The 17,294-nt window shown below is 64.5% G+C and carries 14 protein-coding genes; 8 read left to right on the forward strand and 6 right to left on the reverse strand.

Going from position 1 to position 17,294, the window contains the following annotated elements; all coding sequences use genetic code 11:
* Nucleotides 1-134: 134 nt before the first annotated feature.
* Nucleotides 135-1,481: an MFS transporter gene (locus tag LOC59_RS00205; RefSeq protein ID WP_227895996.1), complete on the forward strand. Its 1,347-nt coding sequence runs from the start codon at nucleotides 135-137 to the stop codon at nucleotides 1,479-1,481.
* A gap of 90 nt (nucleotides 1,482-1,571) precedes the next feature.
* Here LOC59_RS00205 and LOC59_RS00210 read toward each other — a convergent pair whose 3' ends face one another.
* The 6 genes from LOC59_RS00210 to LOC59_RS00235 form a co-directional block, all read right to left on the reverse strand.
* The gene (locus tag LOC59_RS00210) at nucleotides 1,572-1,991 is read right to left on the reverse strand and encodes an META domain-containing protein (RefSeq protein ID WP_229970021.1); all 420 of its coding nucleotides are present in this window, start codon (nucleotides 1,989-1,991) and stop codon (nucleotides 1,572-1,574) included.
* Between the two features lie 9 nt (nucleotides 1,992-2,000).
* Nucleotides 2,001-2,996: a magnesium/cobalt transporter CorA gene (gene corA, locus LOC59_RS00215; RefSeq protein WP_229970023.1), complete on the reverse strand. Its 996-nt coding sequence runs from the start codon at nucleotides 2,994-2,996 to the stop codon at nucleotides 2,001-2,003.
* 75 nt (nucleotides 2,997-3,071) lie between these two features.
* A complete protein-coding gene (locus LOC59_RS00220; RefSeq protein ID WP_227895993.1) occupies nucleotides 3,072-3,716 on the reverse strand; it encodes a M23 family metallopeptidase in 645 nt (214 codons plus the stop codon).
* Between the two features lie 9 nt (nucleotides 3,717-3,725).
* On the reverse strand, nucleotides 3,726-4,745 hold the full coding sequence (locus LOC59_RS00225; RefSeq protein ID WP_229970024.1) for a zinc-dependent alcohol dehydrogenase family protein: 1,020 nt from the start codon (nucleotides 4,743-4,745) through the stop codon (nucleotides 3,726-3,728).
* A gap of 120 nt (nucleotides 4,746-4,865) precedes the next feature.
* Nucleotides 4,866-5,711 (reverse strand): sugar phosphate isomerase/epimerase family protein, encoded by an 846-nt coding sequence (locus tag LOC59_RS00230; protein WP_229970026.1) that lies wholly within the window; start codon nucleotides 5,709-5,711, stop codon nucleotides 4,866-4,868.
* Between the two features lie 488 nt (nucleotides 5,712-6,199).
* Nucleotides 6,200-7,399: an ROK family transcriptional regulator gene (locus LOC59_RS00235; RefSeq protein WP_227895990.1), complete on the reverse strand. Its 1,200-nt coding sequence runs from the start codon at nucleotides 7,397-7,399 to the stop codon at nucleotides 6,200-6,202.
* 326 nt (nucleotides 7,400-7,725) lie between these two features.
* Here LOC59_RS00235 and LOC59_RS00240 point away from each other — a divergent pair, with 326 nt between their 5' ends.
* The 7 genes from LOC59_RS00240 (at nucleotide 7,726) to LOC59_RS00270 (ending at nucleotide 17,233) form a co-directional block, all read left to right on the forward strand.
* Nucleotides 7,726-8,991 carry an inositol-3-phosphate synthase gene (locus LOC59_RS00240; protein WP_229970028.1) on the forward strand — a complete coding sequence of 422 codons (1,266 nt, stop codon included), beginning with the start codon at nucleotides 7,726-7,728 and terminating at the stop codon, nucleotides 8,989-8,991.
* On the forward strand, nucleotides 8,988-9,869 hold the full coding sequence (locus tag LOC59_RS00245; protein ID WP_229970030.1) for an SCO3242 family prenyltransferase: 882 nt from the start codon (nucleotides 8,988-8,990) through the stop codon (nucleotides 9,867-9,869). Before LOC59_RS00240 ends, LOC59_RS00245 begins: the two co-directional genes overlap by 4 nt.
* Nucleotides 9,866-11,371, forward strand: coding sequence for an EboA domain-containing protein (locus LOC59_RS00250; protein WP_229970033.1), 1,506 nt, complete (start codon nucleotides 9,866-9,868; stop codon nucleotides 11,369-11,371). The genes LOC59_RS00245 and LOC59_RS00250 overlap by 4 nt, the downstream gene beginning before the upstream one ends.
* A gap of 2 nt (nucleotides 11,372-11,373) precedes the next feature.
* On the forward strand, nucleotides 11,374-12,252 hold the full coding sequence (locus tag LOC59_RS00255; RefSeq protein WP_229970036.1) for a TatD family hydrolase: 879 nt from the start codon (nucleotides 11,374-11,376) through the stop codon (nucleotides 12,250-12,252).
* A complete protein-coding gene (eboE, locus tag LOC59_RS00260; RefSeq protein ID WP_229970038.1) occupies nucleotides 12,252-13,376 on the forward strand; it encodes a metabolite traffic protein EboE in 1,125 nt (374 codons plus the stop codon). The genes LOC59_RS00255 and eboE overlap by 1 nt, the downstream gene beginning before the upstream one ends.
* A 33-nt stretch (nucleotides 13,377-13,409) precedes the next feature.
* The gene (locus LOC59_RS00265; protein ID WP_229970040.1) at nucleotides 13,410-14,810 is read left to right on the forward strand and encodes an alkaline phosphatase family protein; all 1,401 of its coding nucleotides are present in this window, start codon (nucleotides 13,410-13,412) and stop codon (nucleotides 14,808-14,810) included.
* A gap of 335 nt (nucleotides 14,811-15,145) precedes the next feature.
* A complete protein-coding gene (locus LOC59_RS00270) occupies nucleotides 15,146-17,233 on the forward strand; it encodes a PQQ-dependent sugar dehydrogenase (protein ID WP_229970042.1) in 2,088 nt (695 codons plus the stop codon).
* The last annotated feature ends 61 nt before the right edge of the window (nucleotides 17,234-17,294 follow it).

Raw genomic sequence — 17,294 nt, forward strand, 5'->3', positions numbered from 1 at the left:
TGAAACATTCAGCCACCACCCGTCACATAGGAAATAAAAGATGTGTCGGGAGTCACACTGTGGATATTGTGTATCGACTGGTTACCGACCGTTCTTTCAGTTAATGCCGCCCAGCCAAAAACAACGGAGTTTCAATGACTACACAAAGCGCGTCTGCTGCCCCGTCCCAGCGGATGAGCCGGGAAGAACGCAAGGTCCTTGCGGGCACCCTGGTTGGCACCACTATCGAGTGGTACGACTTCTTCATCTACGCCCAGGCTGCCGGCCTGGTACTCGCCACCCTGTACTTCGCTCCCCTGGGTGAAGGCACCGCTCTGGCGCAGATCGTCTCCTGGGCCACCATCGGCATCAGCTTCCTGTTCCGCCCGCTCGGCGCCATCGTCGCCGGACACCTGGGTGACAAGCTGGGCCGCAAGAAGATGCTCGTCTTCACCCTGATCATGATGGGTGCCGCAACGGCACTGATTGGCGTCCTGCCGACCTATGCCCAGATTGGCGTTGCTGCTCCGGTCCTGCTGCTGGTGCTGCGCATCCTGCAGGGCTTCTCCGCCGGCGGCGAATGGGGCGGCGCTGCCCTCCTCTCGGTCGAGCACGCTCCGATCAACAAGCGCGGCTTCTTCGGTGCGTACCCGCAGATCGGCGTGCCCATCGGCATGATCCTGGCGACCTTCGTGATGTTCGTGCTCACCAGCATGATGACTGAGGAGCAGTTCCTCGAGTGGGGCTGGCGTGTGCCGTTCCTGCTCTCCGTTGTCCTCATTTTCGTGGGCTACTTCATTCGCCGGTCCGTGGATGAAAGCCCTGTCTTCAAGGAAATGCAGCAGCGTAAGAAGGAATCTTCCGCTCCGCTGGGTCAGCTGTTCAAGTACAACTCCCGCGAAGTCATCCTTGCGGCACTGATCTTCATCGCCAACAACGCCGCCGGTTATCTGGTCATCGCGTTCTTCGCCTCCTACGCCGGCAAGACCCTGGGCATGGAGCGTCCCGCAGTGCTGCTGGCCACCACGGTCGGTTCCTTCGGCTGGCTCATCTTCACGATGTTCGGCGGCATTCTCTCGGACAAGATCGGCCGTATCCGCACCTTCCAGATTGGCTACGCCTGGGTCTTCCTCTGGGCCATCCCGATGTTCCTGCTGATCGACACTGCCAACGTGGTGCTCTTCGGCCTGTCCATCTTCGTCCTGACGATCGGCCTGGGTCTGTCCTACGGTCCGCAGTCCGCGCTCTACGCCGAGATGTTCCCGGCCCGCGTCCGCTACTCCGGCGTCTCCATCGGCTACGCCATCGGTGCCATCCTGGGCGGCGCGTTCGCTCCGATGATCGCCGAGATGCTGCTCGGGGCCACCGGCTGGTCCGGATCGATCGGCATCTACATCATGGTCCTGTGCGTGATTTCCTTCATCGCCGTGAGCATGGTCAAGGAAACCAAGGGCGCAGACCTGGGGATCGAAGAATCCCACCGGGCTCCGCAGCCCAACTAGTCCCCCCACAAGCAGCACCGAGATAGCAGAAACTGCCCGTATGAAGCTTCATACGGGCAGTTTCTGTCTTTTCGATGAAAGGGGAGTGCGCTACCGGGTGAGGGTGCCGATCTCGTTGCCGGCGCCGTCGTACACCAGCAGCGTGTCCGCGGCGGGGACCGCGCTGACCGCCGAAGCCAGCCACTGGTCGACGTCGGGACAGGCCATCATGGTCATGGCCACTTCCTTGAAGATCACTTTCCCCTCTTCAAGGACCCATTGGCCCATCAGCCGGTTGCATCCGTCGGTGCCGGTGAGGCGCCCGTCTTCGTGCAGCTCCAGTGAAGGTTCGCGCGTATTCTCCGGGTTGCCCCAGGTTCCGGCCGCGCCAGCGGCGGACGACGACGGCGAGGGCCCGCCGCTGCCGGAATCATCCGGCGAGGCGGGGGAGCCGGAGCCGCCAGGGTCGGCCGCGCAGGCCGCTGCACCCAGCAGCAGGGCCAGGGCCAGAAACGTAAACCGGGTGCGCATGGGAGTCTCCTAGAGCCAGTTCTTCCGTTTGAATGCCCCATAGAGCAGGATGCCGAGCAGGACCATCAGGGTCAGGGCCATGGGATAGCCGAGCGGCCAGTCCAGCTCCGGCATGTTCTGGAAATTCATGCCGTACACCGTCCCCACCAGGGTCGGAGCAAAGAGGATGGCCGCCCAGGAGGAGATCTTTTTGGTCTGTTCATTCTGCGCCACCGAAGTCTCCGCGAGCCGGTTCGAGGCCAGGGTGGAGCTGAGCGAGAGGGCGTTGTCCAGCAGCGAGCGGTACGCCGTGATCCGGTCAATCAGGCGCAGCACGTGGTCCAGCACGTCACCCAGGTTGTCCTTCAGCTCGGGCGGCACCCCGTACTTACCCGGATTCCGCTGCAGTTCGCCCACCACCGTTTCCAGCGGGCTGATGGCACGCTGGCAGCCGATAACTTCGCGGGAAAGCTCGTAGATGCGCCGGGAAACTTCGGCATCGCCGCCGAAGAGCTCGTCTTCAATCTCGTCGATGTCGTTTTCCAGTCCCGCGGACACCGGTGCGTACTCGTCCACCACCTGGTCCAGGATGGCGTACAGCACCGCCTGCGGTCCCAGGGAGAGCAGGTCCACTTCCCGTTCCAGACGCTTGCGGACGCGGGCCAGGTCAGGGGACTCGGCGTGTCGGACGGTGACCACAAAGTTGGGGCCCACAAAAAGGTGCAGTTCGCCGATTTCCACGCGTTCGACGTCGTCCAGATAGCGGGCGGGGCGGAGCACCACAAAAAGCTGGTCACCGTACTGTTCCAGCTTGGACCGCTGGTGCCCGGCCAGGGCGTCCTCCACGATCAGCAGGTTCAGCCCAAACTCCTCGGCGACGGCCAGCAGTTCAATGTCATCCGGGCGGTAGAGCCCGATCCAGGCCATGCCGCCGCTTTCCCGGATGAGATCAAACGTCTCCTCGAGCGTCTCCGGGCTGTGCAGACGCTTCCCGTCCACATACACGGCGTTATCCACCAGGGTCACTGCTGCTCCTTTGTCGCTAAGCACGCTTACCAGATGAGCCTACGTCGCCCGGCGGCGCGGAGCGTCCATCTGCCCTCAGCCGGCGTCGAAGATTTCCCGATTGCGGGGCAGCCACGGCTCGCCGGTGCCCGGGCGGGCGAACGCGAGCGGCAGCCCGTGTGCCCGTTCCCAGTCCATGGAGTCGCTGGCCTGCACATGGACGTGCGGCTCGGTGCTGTTTCCGGAGTTGCCGCAGTTCCCGACCTGCGTCCCGGGAAGGACGGTGTCCCCGACGGCTACGGCCGTGGAACCGCGTCGCAAGTGGGCCAGCAGGATGTAGGCCCGGTCCGGCCCGGAACCGACCGCCAGCACCACATGGTTTCCGGCGATCCCGGCGGGGCCCTGCCGGACACGCTCCCGCTGCGAAAGTGCGTACCCGGCCAGGGACAGCGGTGAGCGGCGCGCTTCGTGGTCCGGTTCGCCGTCGTGCACTGCCGTGACAACCCCCGCAGCCGGCGCGAGCACCGGAACGCCGAACCCGGTGAAATCCTCCGGCGGCTCGGTGCCGAATGCCGCACGGAACGACGGCGGTGCGGAGCGTCCGCGCTCATCGACCGCGACGAAGTCGATCGCATAGGTGGTGCCGAACAGGTGGGTCCCGTGGCTGGGAACCCGATTCGCAGGGCTGTTCTGTACCGTCCAGCGGCCGGTGAAGGGGAGCTGGAGGAGCAGGGGGTCCATGGACTCAGGTTAGGGCGTCAGCAGCACTTTGACAGCACGGCGCTCATCCATGGCGCGGTAACCTTCCGCCGCCTCCTCCAATGGAAGGGTCAGGTCGAACACGCGGCCAGGGTCGATTTCCCGGTCCCAGATCCGCTGGATCAGGTCCGGCAGGAAGCGCCGCACCGGGGCCGGGCCGCCCAGCATGTTGATTTCGGCAAAGAACAGTTCCATGCCCGGCAGGGCAACTTCGTAGGTGACGCCCACAAAGCCCATGTGTCCGCCTGGCCGGGTGGAATGGATGGCCTGCAGCATCGACTCCTGGGTGCCCACGGCCTCCACCACGGAGTGCGCGCCCACGCCGTCGGTGAGTTCCTTCACTGCGGCCACGCCCTCGTCGCCGCGCTGGGACAGGATGTCCGTGGCGCCGAAGTAGCGGGCGAGTTCCTGGCGTTGGGGGTTGCGGCTCATGGCGATGATCCGCTCGGCGCCGAGTTCCCGTGCCGCCAGGACCGCCATCAGCCCGACGGCGCCGTCGCCCACCACAACGGTGGTTTTGCCCGGGCCGGCCTGTGCCGCGGTTGCGCCGAACCAGCCGGTGCCCAGCACGTCCGAGGCCGCCATGAGGGAGGGGATGAGGTCCGGCGGGGGAGTGCCGGGGGTGGCCACGAGGGTGCCGTCCGCCAGCGGAATCCGGGTCAACTGCGCCTGGGTGCCGATGGCTCCCATCGGGATGGCGTTCACGCAGCGGCTCTGGAACCCGGCGCGGCAGATCACGCAGGTGTTGTCCGACGCCCAGAAGGAACCGACCACGAAATCTCCGGGCTTGACGGTCCGCACCTCGGCGCCGACTTCCTCGACCACCCCGATGTACTCGTGGCCCATGGCCGAGTCCTGGACTTTCTCCACGCCCCGGTACGGCCACAGATCCGAGCCGCAGATGCAGGTCGCTGCCAGCCGGATGACGGCGTCGGTCGGTTCTTCGATGGTGGGATCGGGCCGGTCTTCGGTGCGGACATCTCCGGGTGCATGCATTACTACGCCACGCATGGTGCTCTCCTTCGCCGGTGGGGTGTTTCCAGCAGAGCACCTTTACACCGGCGGGAACAGGCTTAAGCGGGTAGGGGCCGCCCCTGTTCGGGACGGCCCCTACCCGGCTGTTGGTCCGTGCTAGAAACGGATCTTGCGGAGGTACCGGTAGCCCACCTCTGCAGTCTGCAGGGGAGTGACGTCCGGCTGGTCGTTTTCGACGATGTACTCCTTGGGCTGGTGGGCCCTGAAAATACGCCGGAAATCGATGGTTCCGGCGCCCAGGTCAGCGAAATCGCCGCTCGCTTCCCGGTCCTTCACGTGGTACTGCAGGGTCTCCTGCGGGGCCTCCCTGATCGTGTCGATAGCGAACTGGACGGGGTCGGCAGCACCTACCCCGACACCGCCCGTGACTGCCCAGTACAGGTCCACTTCCAGATGGACCAGCCTCGGATCAAGACGGCTCGTGAAGATGTCCCAGGGAGTGAGCCCGCCGCCCAGGTCCGTCGTGAACTCGTGGGCATGGTTGTGGTAGCCGTACTTGATGCCTGCCCGGCGCACGACGGCTGCTTCGGCATTCATCTGGTCCGCCCACCGGTACCAGTCGTCAGCGTTGGTTGACGCGAGGTACGGAACAACCATGTACTTTTGGCCGAGGGTGCGCGCATTGGAGATCTTGGTCTGCAGGGCCTCCGGCGTAGCGCTGATTCCCTCGTGGCTGGAAGTCGCCCGGATTCCCACGCGGTCCAGGGTCCGCTTCATCTCCTTGGCAGTGCGTCCGTACAGTCCGGCCAGCTCCACCCGGTTGTATCCGTAGCGGGCCAGCCTGGCGAAATTCTTATCAATCTCCGTGCCGTTCATGATGGAGCGCAGGGTGTACATCTGAATGCTGATCTGTCCCGGGGGAACCGGACGGTTGCCTTTGTGGCCTGGCTTTCCATGGTGGCCCGGCTTGCCTTTGTGGGCCACTGCAGGAGCAGCGCCCATACCTGCGAGGCCAACGCCGACGCCAGCGGCCAATGCCCCGCGGATGAAATTGCGCCGGTCAACACCCTTCTTTTCAAGAGAACGGTTTAGTGCGCCTGTTGCGTCAAATCCGAAGCACATACTGTTGCCTTCCTGAGCGTTGGACGCATTTCCGCCGCCTCCGTCGGCACTGGCGAAAACACGTGCGGGTCACTGGGGAATTCACTGGGCCGATACGGATAGCTCATCGTCGCCGGCGAGCTATCCACATTGATTCAGCACCAGCATTTAGGTAGATATGTCCGTTTTGTTGTCTGAAACCACTACCAGGCGCCCAGGCGTACCTTAGGGGTTTGGTCAGGAAAGCATGCCTGCTATCCGCCGATCCTGTGCAAGGCTGCGAGTGTGAAACACGAGCGGTGACTGGAAATGAGTCCGTCGCATGAGGCTATGGCGGACTTTTGGTGTCTGTCAAGCAAAAGTCGCCGACAAGGGTGGGATAAGTTCAGCTAGGCGTTACTCAGGCCGGAAACCATGGCGTCAATGCGCTGGGGGGACATGGCATGGTGAATGGCCAGCATGCTCGCCCCCAGCACGCCGGCGTCAAGGCCGGAGCTGGAATGCACTATCTGCAGGTGCTGGGTGGCAAGGGGAATCGTGCGGGAGTACACCGTCTCCCGGATTCCGGCAATAAAGTGCTCACCGGCCAGTGCCATGGATCCACCAATGACAATCACCGAGGGATTGACGAGGCTGATGCACGCGGAGAGCACGTCCCCAACGTCGCGCCCGGCCTGCCGGACTGCGTGGATGGCCTCCGTGTTTCCGGCGCGGACCAGTGCCACGACATCCTCGCTGCCGCTGGCCTCCAGGCCCCGCTGCCGCAGCTTGGCGGCGATGGCAGGCCCGGACGCTATGGCTTCCAGGCAGTCAGTATTTCCGCAGTGGCAGGGCACTCCGGTGCCGCCGTGGACGCGGATGTGCCCGATGTCCCCGGCAACTCCGTCCGCCCCGCGCTGCAGCATTCCGCTCGAGACGATGCCTGAGCCGATACCGGTGGCAACCTTGACGAACAACAGGTCATCTACCTCGGGCCAGGCCATATTGCGCTCGCCCAGGGCCATGATGTTCACGTCGTTATCTACCAGAACGGGGACGTGGAACCGCGACTGCAGGAATCCGGGTACGTTGTAGGCGTTCCAGCCCGGCATGATGGGCGGATTAATGGGCCGTCCGGTGCTGTGTTCCACCGGGCCCGGCAGCCCGATGCCCACCGCCAGGAGGTCTTCGGTTGACCGCCCGGTGGCAGCGAGCAGCTCGGAGCCTATTTCCACCACGGCTTCGAGGACGGTTTCCGGCCCCAGGGTGATCTCCATGGTCCGGGCGGACTGGGACAGCAGATGGCCGGTGAGGTCCGTAACTGCCACCTGGAGGTGCGAAGCTCCGATGTCCACTCCCATGACAACCCGGCTGCCTGCCTTGAGGGCGATGCGTGACGAGGGGCGGCCGCCGGTGGACACGGCATCCTGGACGAAGCCCACGAGCCCCAGGTCCATGAGTGCTTCGATCCGAAGGGTGACTGTCGAGCGCGCCAGCCCCATCTGCTCGGCCAGCTCGGACCGGGTCCGGGGTTTGCCGTCGCGAAGGATCTGGAAGAGCTCGCTCGCTCCGGAGGAGGCCAGCCCGCTGACGTTACTTATGTCACTCACCGACTCATTACAGCACAAAATGCGACGGAACTATTGACGTCAACTACTCCGCATGCCATAGGACCACCCGGTTCGGTTAGGTGCGCCGCGACGGTCCGTTCCGCCAGCCGGAGGCGCCGGGAATGAACGCAACTCCCGCGCTGGATTGTCAATGGTCGACTGAATGACGGTACCGCCAAGCGTGGATATATCGGAATACCTCATAAGTGCGTTGTTGCCTGACATTACCTATGTTAGGTTCCCTGTGACGGGCGTCTCACCCGAAGATTCAGTTCCTGGGTTAGGCGCTAAGCCCGCCGATGGTTCGTAAGCTTCGAGGAGGAAGTTTGATCAGGGACACCCATGAGGGACTGGAAGCTGAGCCGGGCGGGAAAGCCGCACCCGGTGCCGCTCACGGGAACGGCGGCTACGGCCGCACCGGCATCTGGCTTATCGGAGCACGGGGGTCAGTGGCAACGACGGCGGTGATTGGGCTTGCGGCCATCGCATCACGGCTCGTGAAACCACTGGGATGCGTCACCGAACAGGACGCCTTCGACGGCGTGTGCCTCCCGGATTACGCGGACCTGGTAGTCGGCGGCCATGACATCAGCGGTGTTTCAATTCTCAAGCGGGGAGAGAAACTTGCTGAGGCGGGGATGGTCCCGGCACATTTGTTTGAATCGGTCCGGGCCCAGCTCCAGGAGGCTGACGGGCGGGTGCGTCCCGGGTACGATCCAGCCGGCGCACCGGAACCGCAGGCTGAGGCCGTAAGGCGCCTGGCCGGAGACATTCTGGCGTTCAGGGAAACCAACGGGCTGCGGCGGGTTATCGTCGTGGACGTCGCCTCCACCGAAGCGCCGCCGGCCCAGCTCGACGAATACTGCGATTCCGGGCTCCTCCGGGAAGCCCTCGAGGACCCGGCACGGTCAGTGCTTCCAGCCAGCTCAGTGGCGGCCTACGCAGCAGTCCTGGCAGGGTCTCCCTACATCTGCTTCACTCCGTCCGTCGCCCTGAACATTCCTGCCTTATATGAGCTCGCGGGAGCCTCCCGGGTTCCCACCGCAGGCCAGGACGGCAAGACGGGCCAGACCTGGCTGCGCTCGGTGCTTGCTCCTGCACTGGCTGCACGCGGTCTCCATGTCCTGTCCTGGGCCGGAACCAACCTGCTGGGCGGCGGTGACGGAGCCACTCTGGCAGACAGCCGGGCCGTCTCCGGAAAGCTGCTGTCGAAGAACCGGGGGCTGCGCGAGCTCACCGGAGGCGCAGTCACCCCGCTGCACATTGACAACGTGCCGGACCTGGGCGAGACCAAGGTGGCGTGGGACCACATCCACGTGGAAGGGTTCCTGGGCTCCCGGCTGACCATCCAGACAACCTGGACCGCCTACGACTCCATGCTTGCAGCTCCGATGATCCTGGACCTCGCCCGCCTGATGGCGCTCGCAGACGCGGCCGGAGAGACAGGACATGTTGGTGCCCTTGGCTTCTTCTTCAAGGATCCCTGGGGCAGCGCGGAACACTCCTTCGCGCAGCAGGTGAACAACCTGGTGCACTGGGCACAGGAAGCCAGCAGCCGGATCTCATCCCGGGCGGGGAAGGAGAAGCAGTGAGCCGGCCCGGAGACTACCTGGAGCTGGTCAGGGCTCCCGCTGTCCTGACCGTGCTGGGTGATTCGGTGGCGGGCGGCGCTGCCGCCGGGCGGTCCCTGACCGGGCGGCGCGCGCTGATGCCGCTGGCCAGCGCGTGCCTGTACGCAGGTGGAATGGCACTGAATGACTACGCTGACCGGGACCTCGACGCCGTCGAGCGTCCCGAGCGCCCCATTCCTTCCGGGCGGATCAGCGCCCGGAACGCCCTCACGGCGGCATCTGCCCTTACGGCGGCGGGACTCGGCCTGTGTGCGGCTGCCGGAGGGCGCGGTGCCCTGGCCGTGGGGGTTCCGCTTGCGGTCTCGATCTGGACGTATGACCTGGCGGCGAAGAACCATGCCCTTCCGGGCGCCGTGTCAATGGGAACCTGCCGGGCCCTTGATGTCCTCATGGGAGCGGGGGCCGGGCACATTAAGCCGGCGCTTGGGGCAGCCGGAATCATGGGGGGCCATACGGCAGCCGTGACCCTCCTGTCCCGGGGTGAGGTCAACGGCACGGACGCCGCCACCGCTTCCGGCGCCGCAGTAACCACGGGTGTCCTGGCGGCGTTAGTCGCCGCAGGATCCGCCGGGCCGCCGGCCAGGACGCTCGCGGTCCTCGGCGCCGCGGCTGCCTATGCCCTGAGATGCGCACCCGCCCAGATACGGGCAGCGCGCAACCCGGCTGCCGGCAACGCCCTGAGCGCAACCAAAGCAGGCATCCGCGCGATGGTACCGCTTCAGGCGGCGCTCGCGGTGCGTCACGGACACCCGGCGGCTGCAGGTGCGCTGATCGGTGTCGACATTATTGGCCGGATCATCCGTTCCCGTCCCAGGGGCAGGAGAGTGAGCGAGTCATGACCACCGCACCGTCCGCACCGCCGTTCAGCATCGGCTACGGCACCAACGGTTTCACGGACCATCCGCTGCCGGAGGTGCTGGAGCTGCTGCACGAATTCGGCTACGGCGCTGTGGCCCTGACCCTCGGCCATCCGCACCTGGACCCGTTCGCCCCGGACCTGGAGGCCCGTCTCAGCACGCTGCGCAGCCGGCTCGAGGAACTCGATCTTCGGGTGGTCATCGAAACCGGCACCCGGTTCCTCCTCAACCCCCGGGAAAAGCACCGGCCGGCCCTTGTGGACGAAGAAGCCGCAGTCCGGGTCGACTTCCTGCACCGAGCGGTAGATATCGCAGCGGCGCTGAACGCCGAATGCGTCTCCTTTTTCTCCGGCATACTGCCGCTCGGCACCAGTCCTGAGACGGGCTGGCACCGGCTGGAAACACGGGTGGCCCAGGTGCTGGGCCATGCCTCGGAGAAGGGTGTCCTGCTCGCACTTGAACCGGAACCCGGCATGTTCGTGGAGACGGTCGCTGACGCGCTTGAGCTTCGGTCCCGGCTCGGCGATCCGGAAGGTCTCCGGCTGACCGTGGACATAGGACACTGCGTAGTAGTGGAACCGGGCGGAGTGCGGGGCGCACTGATGGACGCCGGACCGCTGCTGGCCAACGTCCAGCTCGATGACATGCGGTCCGTTGCCCATGAGCACCTTCCGTTCGGCGAGGGAGAAGTCGACGTTCCGCTCGCCCTGGCCACTCTCACGGAACTGGATTACCGCGGAGTGGCCGCCGTCGAACTTCCCCGGCATTCCTTTGATGCGCCGGGACTGGCTGTCCGGAGCATGGCTGCGCTGCAGTCAGCCTGGCAGGACGTGCAGGCAGACCGTGTGGCGGAACAGTGGCTGCAGCAGGCGGTGGCCCGGATCGCCGCGGACCCCGCCGCCCTGCCCGCCGTCTTCGCGGCAGCCGGCCGCAGCGTTGGCCGCAGCCCGCTGCATCCTGCCACTGATCCGACGGCGGTCCTCCACGGCAACAGGAGCGACTACGCCCGCGGTGAGCTCCTTCGGCGGTTGGCGGGGTTCCTTTCTCCCGGGCAGCTGGCAGAGTCGCTGCTTTCGCTCTACAGCGGGGGAGACTCCGCGGAGCGGCGCGGCGTGCTCAGGGGGCTCGGCTCCCTGGCCATCCATGAGCCTGATCTTCCGGCTCCGGTGGTCGCGGCGGGTCTGCAGGTGACGGCGGAGGCGCTCCGGACCAACGAAACCGGACTGGTTGCAGCCGCCGCCGGACCCTTCGCTGCCGCCCACCTTGACCAGCACAACTGGCGGCACGCCGTCCTGAAGCTCATTTTCATGGGGGTCAGCCTTGCCGCCGTGACCGACCTCAACGACCGGGCCGACGACGAACTGGCGCGCATGGCCGCCGATTTCGCTGCCGAACGGCAGGCAGCGGGACGTCCAGTGCCGGACGACGTCGGCCTCCTGCTGCGCACCGAAGCCAGCCCCACCACCTCCCTGAAGGAGTCCTAGCCATGCGAATCTTCGACCCGCACATCCACATGACCAGCCGCACGACCGACGACTACGCCGCAATGTATGAAGCCGGAGTGCGGGCACTGGTTGAGCCGGCCTTCTGGCTGGGCCAGCCGCGGACCAGCGTCGGATCCTTCATCGACTACTTTGATGCCCTGCTGGGCTGGGAACGGTTCCGGGCAGCGCAGTACGGAATCCGGCACCACGCAACCATCGCCCTGAACCCCAAGGAAGCAAACGATCCCAGATGCGTGCCCGTGCTGGAGGAGATTCCGCGGTACCTGGGCAAAGAAGGCGTAGTCGCCGTGGGAGAGATTGGCTTTGATTCCATGACGCCGGCCGAGGACAGGGCATTCAGCCGGCAGTTGGAGCTGGCCGCCGAATTCAGCCTCCCGGCGCTGGTGCACACCCCGCACCGGGAGAAGCTCCGCGGCACGCAGCGGACCCTGGACATTGTCCGGGAGTCGCGCGTTGACCCGTCCATGGTGGTAGTGGACCACCTCAACGAGACGAATGTGGCCATGGTGAAGGACGCAGGTGCCTGGATGGGGTTCTCCATTTACCCGGATACAAAAATGGACGAGGAACGCCTGGTCGCAATCCTCCGCGAGTACGGAACCGAGAAAGTCCTGGTCAACTCCGCTGCAGACTGGGGCAAATCCGATCCGCTCAAGACGGTGAGCACAGCGAAGGCCATGCTCGCGGGCGGTTTCTCGGCGGACGACGTCGACCGTGTCCTTTGGCAGAATCCGGTGGACTTCTACGGTCAAAGCGGTGCGTTGATCCTGGACCCGATCCCCGGCTTCGACGGAGAGGAACTCGGGGGAGCCGGAGCCACCTTCGAAGGCAACTCGCTGCTGCGGGGGGTCCGGGCCTGATGCAGCTTTCCTACTGCACCAACGTGCATCCGGCCGAAGACCTTGACGGGGTAATCCGGCAGCTCCGCGAATACGCGGGTCCGATCCGCCGCCGCACCGGGCTGGAAGTCCTGGGCGTGGGGCTGTGGCTGCCTGCAGTGCTGGCAAGCCGTTTGGCGGGCAGTGATGCCGACCTGGCGCTGCTTCGGGAGGTCCTGTCCGAGCAGGGGCTGCAAATCCATACCCTTAATGCCTTTCCCTACGGCGGGTTCCACAACGACGTGGTCAAGACAGACGTGTACCTCCCCACCTGGGCTCAGCGCGAGCGGCTCCAGTACACGCTGGATTGCGCCAACGTCCTCGCCGCACTGCTTCCCGACGGCGTTCCCGGGTCTATTTCCACGCTGCCGTTGGCCTGGCGTGATCCATGGACGGACGACGACGACGAGGCGGCCACCGTTGCGTTCGCGGCGCTGTCCGCAGCCCTGAGAACGCTCAAGGAGTGCACCGGGAAGACGGTCCGGATAGCGGTGGAGCCGGAGCCGGGGTGCGTTCTGGACACGGTCTCGGACGTTACAGTCTGGCTGGCAGCAGGAATTCCCAGGGGCATCGATCCCGATTTCATCGGCCTGTGCATAGACACCTGCCATCTGGCCGTATCTTTTGCGAACCCGGCTGCGGCAGTTCGCGGTGTCGGCGCAGCAGGCCTGCGAATCGTGAAGGTCCAGGCATCGGCCGCATTGCACGTAGCCGGGCCCTCGGGACCGGCCGCCCGCCATGCACTCGAAGCCTTCGCGGAACCTCGGTACCTTCACCAGGTCCGGGAACTGGAAAGCGATGGAACCGTCCTGACGGCAGATGACCTGCCGCAAGCCCTGGGCGAGCTGCCGGGCAGGGGTCCTTGGAGAGTCCATTTCCACATGCCGCTGCACTTGGTACCGGCGCAGCCACTGGAGACGACGGCGGATGTACTCGAAGCCGCTGTGGCTGAAGTCAGCACGCTGCCGTATGCCCGGGACGTGCACTTGGACATAGAGACCTACACCTGGAGCGTCCTGCCCGGAAGACACACCGACCTCGTCGAAGGGATAGCCGGGGAGATCGCCTGGGCGGAATCCCACCTGCTGGCTCCCGCTCCGTCCTGACACCGGAGCGTTGCCCAACACCTAAGGAGAGCCTTGAAACCGGTACTGCTGCTCGACATCGTGGGACTCACGGGACAGTCGCTGCGGGATATGCCCAACTTGTCCAAACTCGCTGCTGTCGGCTGGTCTTCGGAACTGGCCACCGTCCTTCCGGCTGTCACCTGCACTGTCCAGTCCACCATGCTCACCGGCCTGCCGCCGTCTGAACACGGGATTGTTGGCAACGGCTGGTATTTCCGTGAACTGGGTGAGGTGTTCCTCTGGCGCCAGCACAACAAGCTGGTCAGCGGAGAGAAGATCTGGGAGAGCGCCCGCCGCAAGGAACCGGACTACCGTGCGGGCAACGTCTGCTGGTGGTACGCGATGGGCATGTCGACGGATCTGACGGTGACTCCCCGTCCGATCTACCACGCAGACGGCAGGAAATCGCCCGACGCGTACATCCGTCCCCCGGCACTGCATGATGAGCTGGTGTCCAGGTTCGGTGAGTTTCCGCTGTTCCAATACTGGGGACCGACAGCGGCCATTGCCTCGACGCAATGGATTGCCGAGTCGACAAGACACATCATGCGGACGCAGGCGCCTGATCTCCTCATGGCGTACCTGCCGCACCTCGATTACGATCTGCAGCGCTTTGGGCCCAGCCATCCGCGGGCAGCCGGCGCAGCTGCCGAACTCGACGCCGCGCTGGTTCCGCTGCTGCAGGAGGCCCAGTCCCGCGGCTACGCGGTAATTGCCGTAGCGGAGTACGGCATTGAAGAGGCGAACCTTCCGGTGGACATCAACCGCGTCCTGCGCCGGGAAGGCCTGCTGGAGGTCTATGTGCAGGACGGGAAGGAGCAACTGGATACCTGGACATCCCGGGCCTTTGCAGTTGCAGACCACCAGGTGGCGCATGTCTACGTTGCTGACCCCGCCGACGTCGCCCGGACAGCGGAAATACTCAGGGAAACCAGGGGAGTTGACGAAGTACTGGATCGGAGCACCCAGGCGAAGTACGGACTGGACCACGAGCGGTCCGGCGAGCTCGTGGTGATTGCCGAACCCGGAGCATGGTTCACCTACTATTTCTGGCTCGATGACTCCCGTGCGCCCGAGTACGCCCGCGGGGTGGATATCCACAGAAAGCCCGGGTACGACCCGAGCGAACTCTTCTTCAACCCTGCGGACAAACTGGCAAAGGCCAAGGCCGGCCTGAACCTGGTGCGAAAAAAGGCGGGACTGCGCTACGCCATGAGCACGGTGCCCCTCGACGCCAGCCACGTGCGTGGTACCCACGGCAGGCTTCCCGGATCCCGGGAAAGCACTCCGCTGGTTATCTCCTCCGAGCCGGGGATGCCTCCGTTTGCCGAAGAACTGATCCGCCTCGGAAAACCGATTCCGGCAGCGGCGGTGAAGTCGCTCGTCCTGCAGGCCCAGGGGCTTCCGGAGTGACCCTCACCTGACTTTTGTTTCTTGAACAACAAAATACTAACGGGCCCTGCAAGCCCCGTGGGGCCATCTCTGTGCGCCTCTGTTTCGCAGGAGTCCAAAAAAGTTTTTAGATAGGGGGGCTTTGTTTTTTCAAACCACTAGCGGTTCCCCAAGGCCTCAATTAGCGTTCTATCTGACCTGACACCGACTGGTCCGGGTCCTCAATGGCGAGAAGAGAGAGAGCGATGACAGTCAAAAGACGCGGGTTAGCGCAATCACCCGGGCATCAGGCGGATGCCAAAACTTCAGCCAGGCGTTCACGGCGGGCCGGTGCAGCACTTGCATTGGCCGCGCTGATGGCCGTATCCCTCGCGGCAGTTCCGGCGCAGGCTAAACCGAAGCCCGGAGTGCCCCAACTGGCTCCGCATGACTCGGCATTCCAGAAAGTAACACTCAACGACAACCCGGGCGAACCGGTTGACCTTGCCGTGCTGCCCAACAGCGACGTGCTGCACACGACCCGTCAGGGCGAGGTCTGGCTAAACGATGCGGAAACGGGGCTGAATACCCTGGCGGCGACAGTCGACGTGTACGAGCACGACGAAGAGGGTCTGCAAAGCATCGCCATTGACCCGAACTTCGGCAAAAAGGGCAACAACTGGGTTTACATGTACTACTCCCCGCCCCTGGACACGCCGATCGATGACCCCGCTACACCGGGCGTTAACGAAGGCGATGCCCCAGCCACGGGTACAGCCGCAGACTTTGAGCCCTTCAAGGGCTACCTCCAGCTCTCACGGTTCAAGTTCGATGGAAGCACTGTGGACATGAACAGCGAACAGCGGATGCTGCAGGTGCCCGTGGACCGCGGCATGTGCTGCCACGTCGGTGGAGACATTGTTTTCGACGCCAAGGGCAACCTTTACCTGTCCACCGGCGATGACACCAATCCCTTCTCCTCCGACGGCTACACTCCCATCGACGAACGCCCTGACAGCAACCCGGTGTTCGATGCACAGCGTTCCTCGGCCAACACAAACGACCTCCGCGGCAAGGTCCTTCGGATAACCCCCACCAAAGACGGCGGCTACACCATTCCCAGGGGGAACCTCTTCGCTCCGGGGACACCACTCACGCGTCCCGAGATCTACGTGATGGGACTGCGCAACCCCTTCCGCATTGAACTGAACCGGAAGACCGGCGAGTTGTTCCTCGGGGACTATTCTCCCGACGCAGGTGCTGCCAATCCGCTCCGCGGGCCGGCAGGAACAGGCAAATGGGCTGTTGTCACTGAACCGTCCAACTACGGGTGGCCCTACTGTGCCACCGCTGAGCTCCCTTACGTGGACTACGATTTCGCCACCGGCACCTCCGGCGAGACCTTCAACTGTGCAGCGCCCGTCAATGAGTCGCCCAACAACACGGGCATGCGGGAACTGCCTCCGGTGGCCCAGCCCGAGGCCTGGTACTCCTACGGCCCCTCGGCGGAATTCCCGGAACTCGAGACCGGGGGAATCGGCCCGATGGCCGGTCCGGTTTACCACTTCGACAAGAAGGCAACCAAGGGCAAGGCGCCCGTGGCCTGGCCTGAGTACTACAACGGAAAGTCCTTCCTGTACGAATGGACCCGTGACTACATCAAGGCCATGACCATGAAGAAGGGCGAGCTGGTATCCATCGAAAATGTTGTCGATTCACTCATCGTGGACAACCCCATGGATATGGAGTTCGGGCCCAACGGTGCGCTCTACGTTCTGGAATACGGCGACGGGTACTTTGGCGAGAACCCGGATGCCCAGCTGTCCCGCATTGATTTCATTGGCCAGGGCGGGAACCACACTCCGGTTGCTGTGGCATCCGGCACTCCCACTGTGGGCTTGTCACCGCTGACGGTCCGGTTCTCCAGCGCCGGCACAACCGACGCCGACGGGGACAGGCTGCGCTACGAATGGGATTTCAACTCCGACGGAAGGGTGGACTCGAGGCTGCCGAACCCCACGTTCACCTATGAACAAATCGGGACCTATACGGCCAGCCTCCGGGTGACCGACCAGGGCGGCAAGCACCGGGGCAAGTCCTCCTCCGCGGAGGTCTTTATTGAAGTGGGCAACCAGGCTCCGGTGGTGGAGTTCGTGACTCCGGTGGCCGGCCAGACCTTCCAGTTCGGTGACACGGTCAGCTACGAAGTGCGCGTGACGGATGACCAGCCGGTTGACTGCTCGCGTGTCCAGGTCACCTACATCCTGGGCCACGACAGCCACGGTCACCCGCAGACAACCACAACCGGATGCACCGGCAGCATTACCACCACGGTGCCTGGAGGGCATGATCCCGCCACCGACAACCTGTCGGGCGTATTCAGTGCTTCCTACACCGATGACGGCGACGCCGGCACAGATCCGCTGACCGGAACTGCGGAAGTAGTACTGGTTCCGTCCAGCTAGGAACGAGCAAAAGGAAAGGACCCTGTGCCGGGAGACCGGCACAGGGTCCTTCTCCATGAAT

Source organism: Arthrobacter sp. zg-Y916 (assembly GCF_020907385.1).
Taxonomy (GTDB): domain Bacteria; phylum Actinomycetota; class Actinomycetes; order Actinomycetales; family Micrococcaceae; genus Arthrobacter_B; species Arthrobacter_B caoxuetaonis.

What these genes read in the sequence shown, in the direction of transcription:
- LOC59_RS00205 (WP_227895996.1), top strand. Translation starts at nt 135, where the DNA reads ATGACTACACAAAGCGCGTCTGCTGCCCCGTCCCAGCGGATGAGCCGG.
- LOC59_RS00210 (WP_229970021.1), bottom strand. Translation starts at nt 1,991, where the DNA reads ATGCGCACCCGGTTTACGTTTCTGGCCCTGGCCCTGCTGCTGGGTGCA.
- LOC59_RS00220 (WP_227895993.1), bottom strand. Translation starts at nt 3,716, where the DNA reads ATGGACCCCCTGCTCCTCCAGCTCCCCTTCACCGGCCGCTGGACGGTA.
- LOC59_RS00225 (WP_229970024.1), bottom strand. Translation starts at nt 4,745, where the DNA reads ATGCGTGGCGTAGTAATGCATGCACCCGGAGATGTCCGCACCGAAGAC.
- LOC59_RS00230 (WP_229970026.1), bottom strand. Translation starts at nt 5,711, where the DNA reads ATGGGCGCTGCTCCTGCAGTGGCCCACAAAGGCAAGCCGGGCCACCAT.
- LOC59_RS00250 (WP_229970033.1), top strand. Translation starts at nt 9,866, where the DNA reads ATGACCACCGCACCGTCCGCACCGCCGTTCAGCATCGGCTACGGCACC.
- LOC59_RS00255 (WP_229970036.1), top strand. Translation starts at nt 11,374, where the DNA reads ATGCGAATCTTCGACCCGCACATCCACATGACCAGCCGCACGACCGAC.
- eboE (WP_229970038.1), top strand. Translation starts at nt 12,252, where the DNA reads ATGCAGCTTTCCTACTGCACCAACGTGCATCCGGCCGAAGACCTTGAC.
- LOC59_RS00270 (WP_229970042.1), top strand. Translation starts at nt 15,146, where the DNA reads ATGGCCGTATCCCTCGCGGCAGTTCCGGCGCAGGCTAAACCGAAGCCC.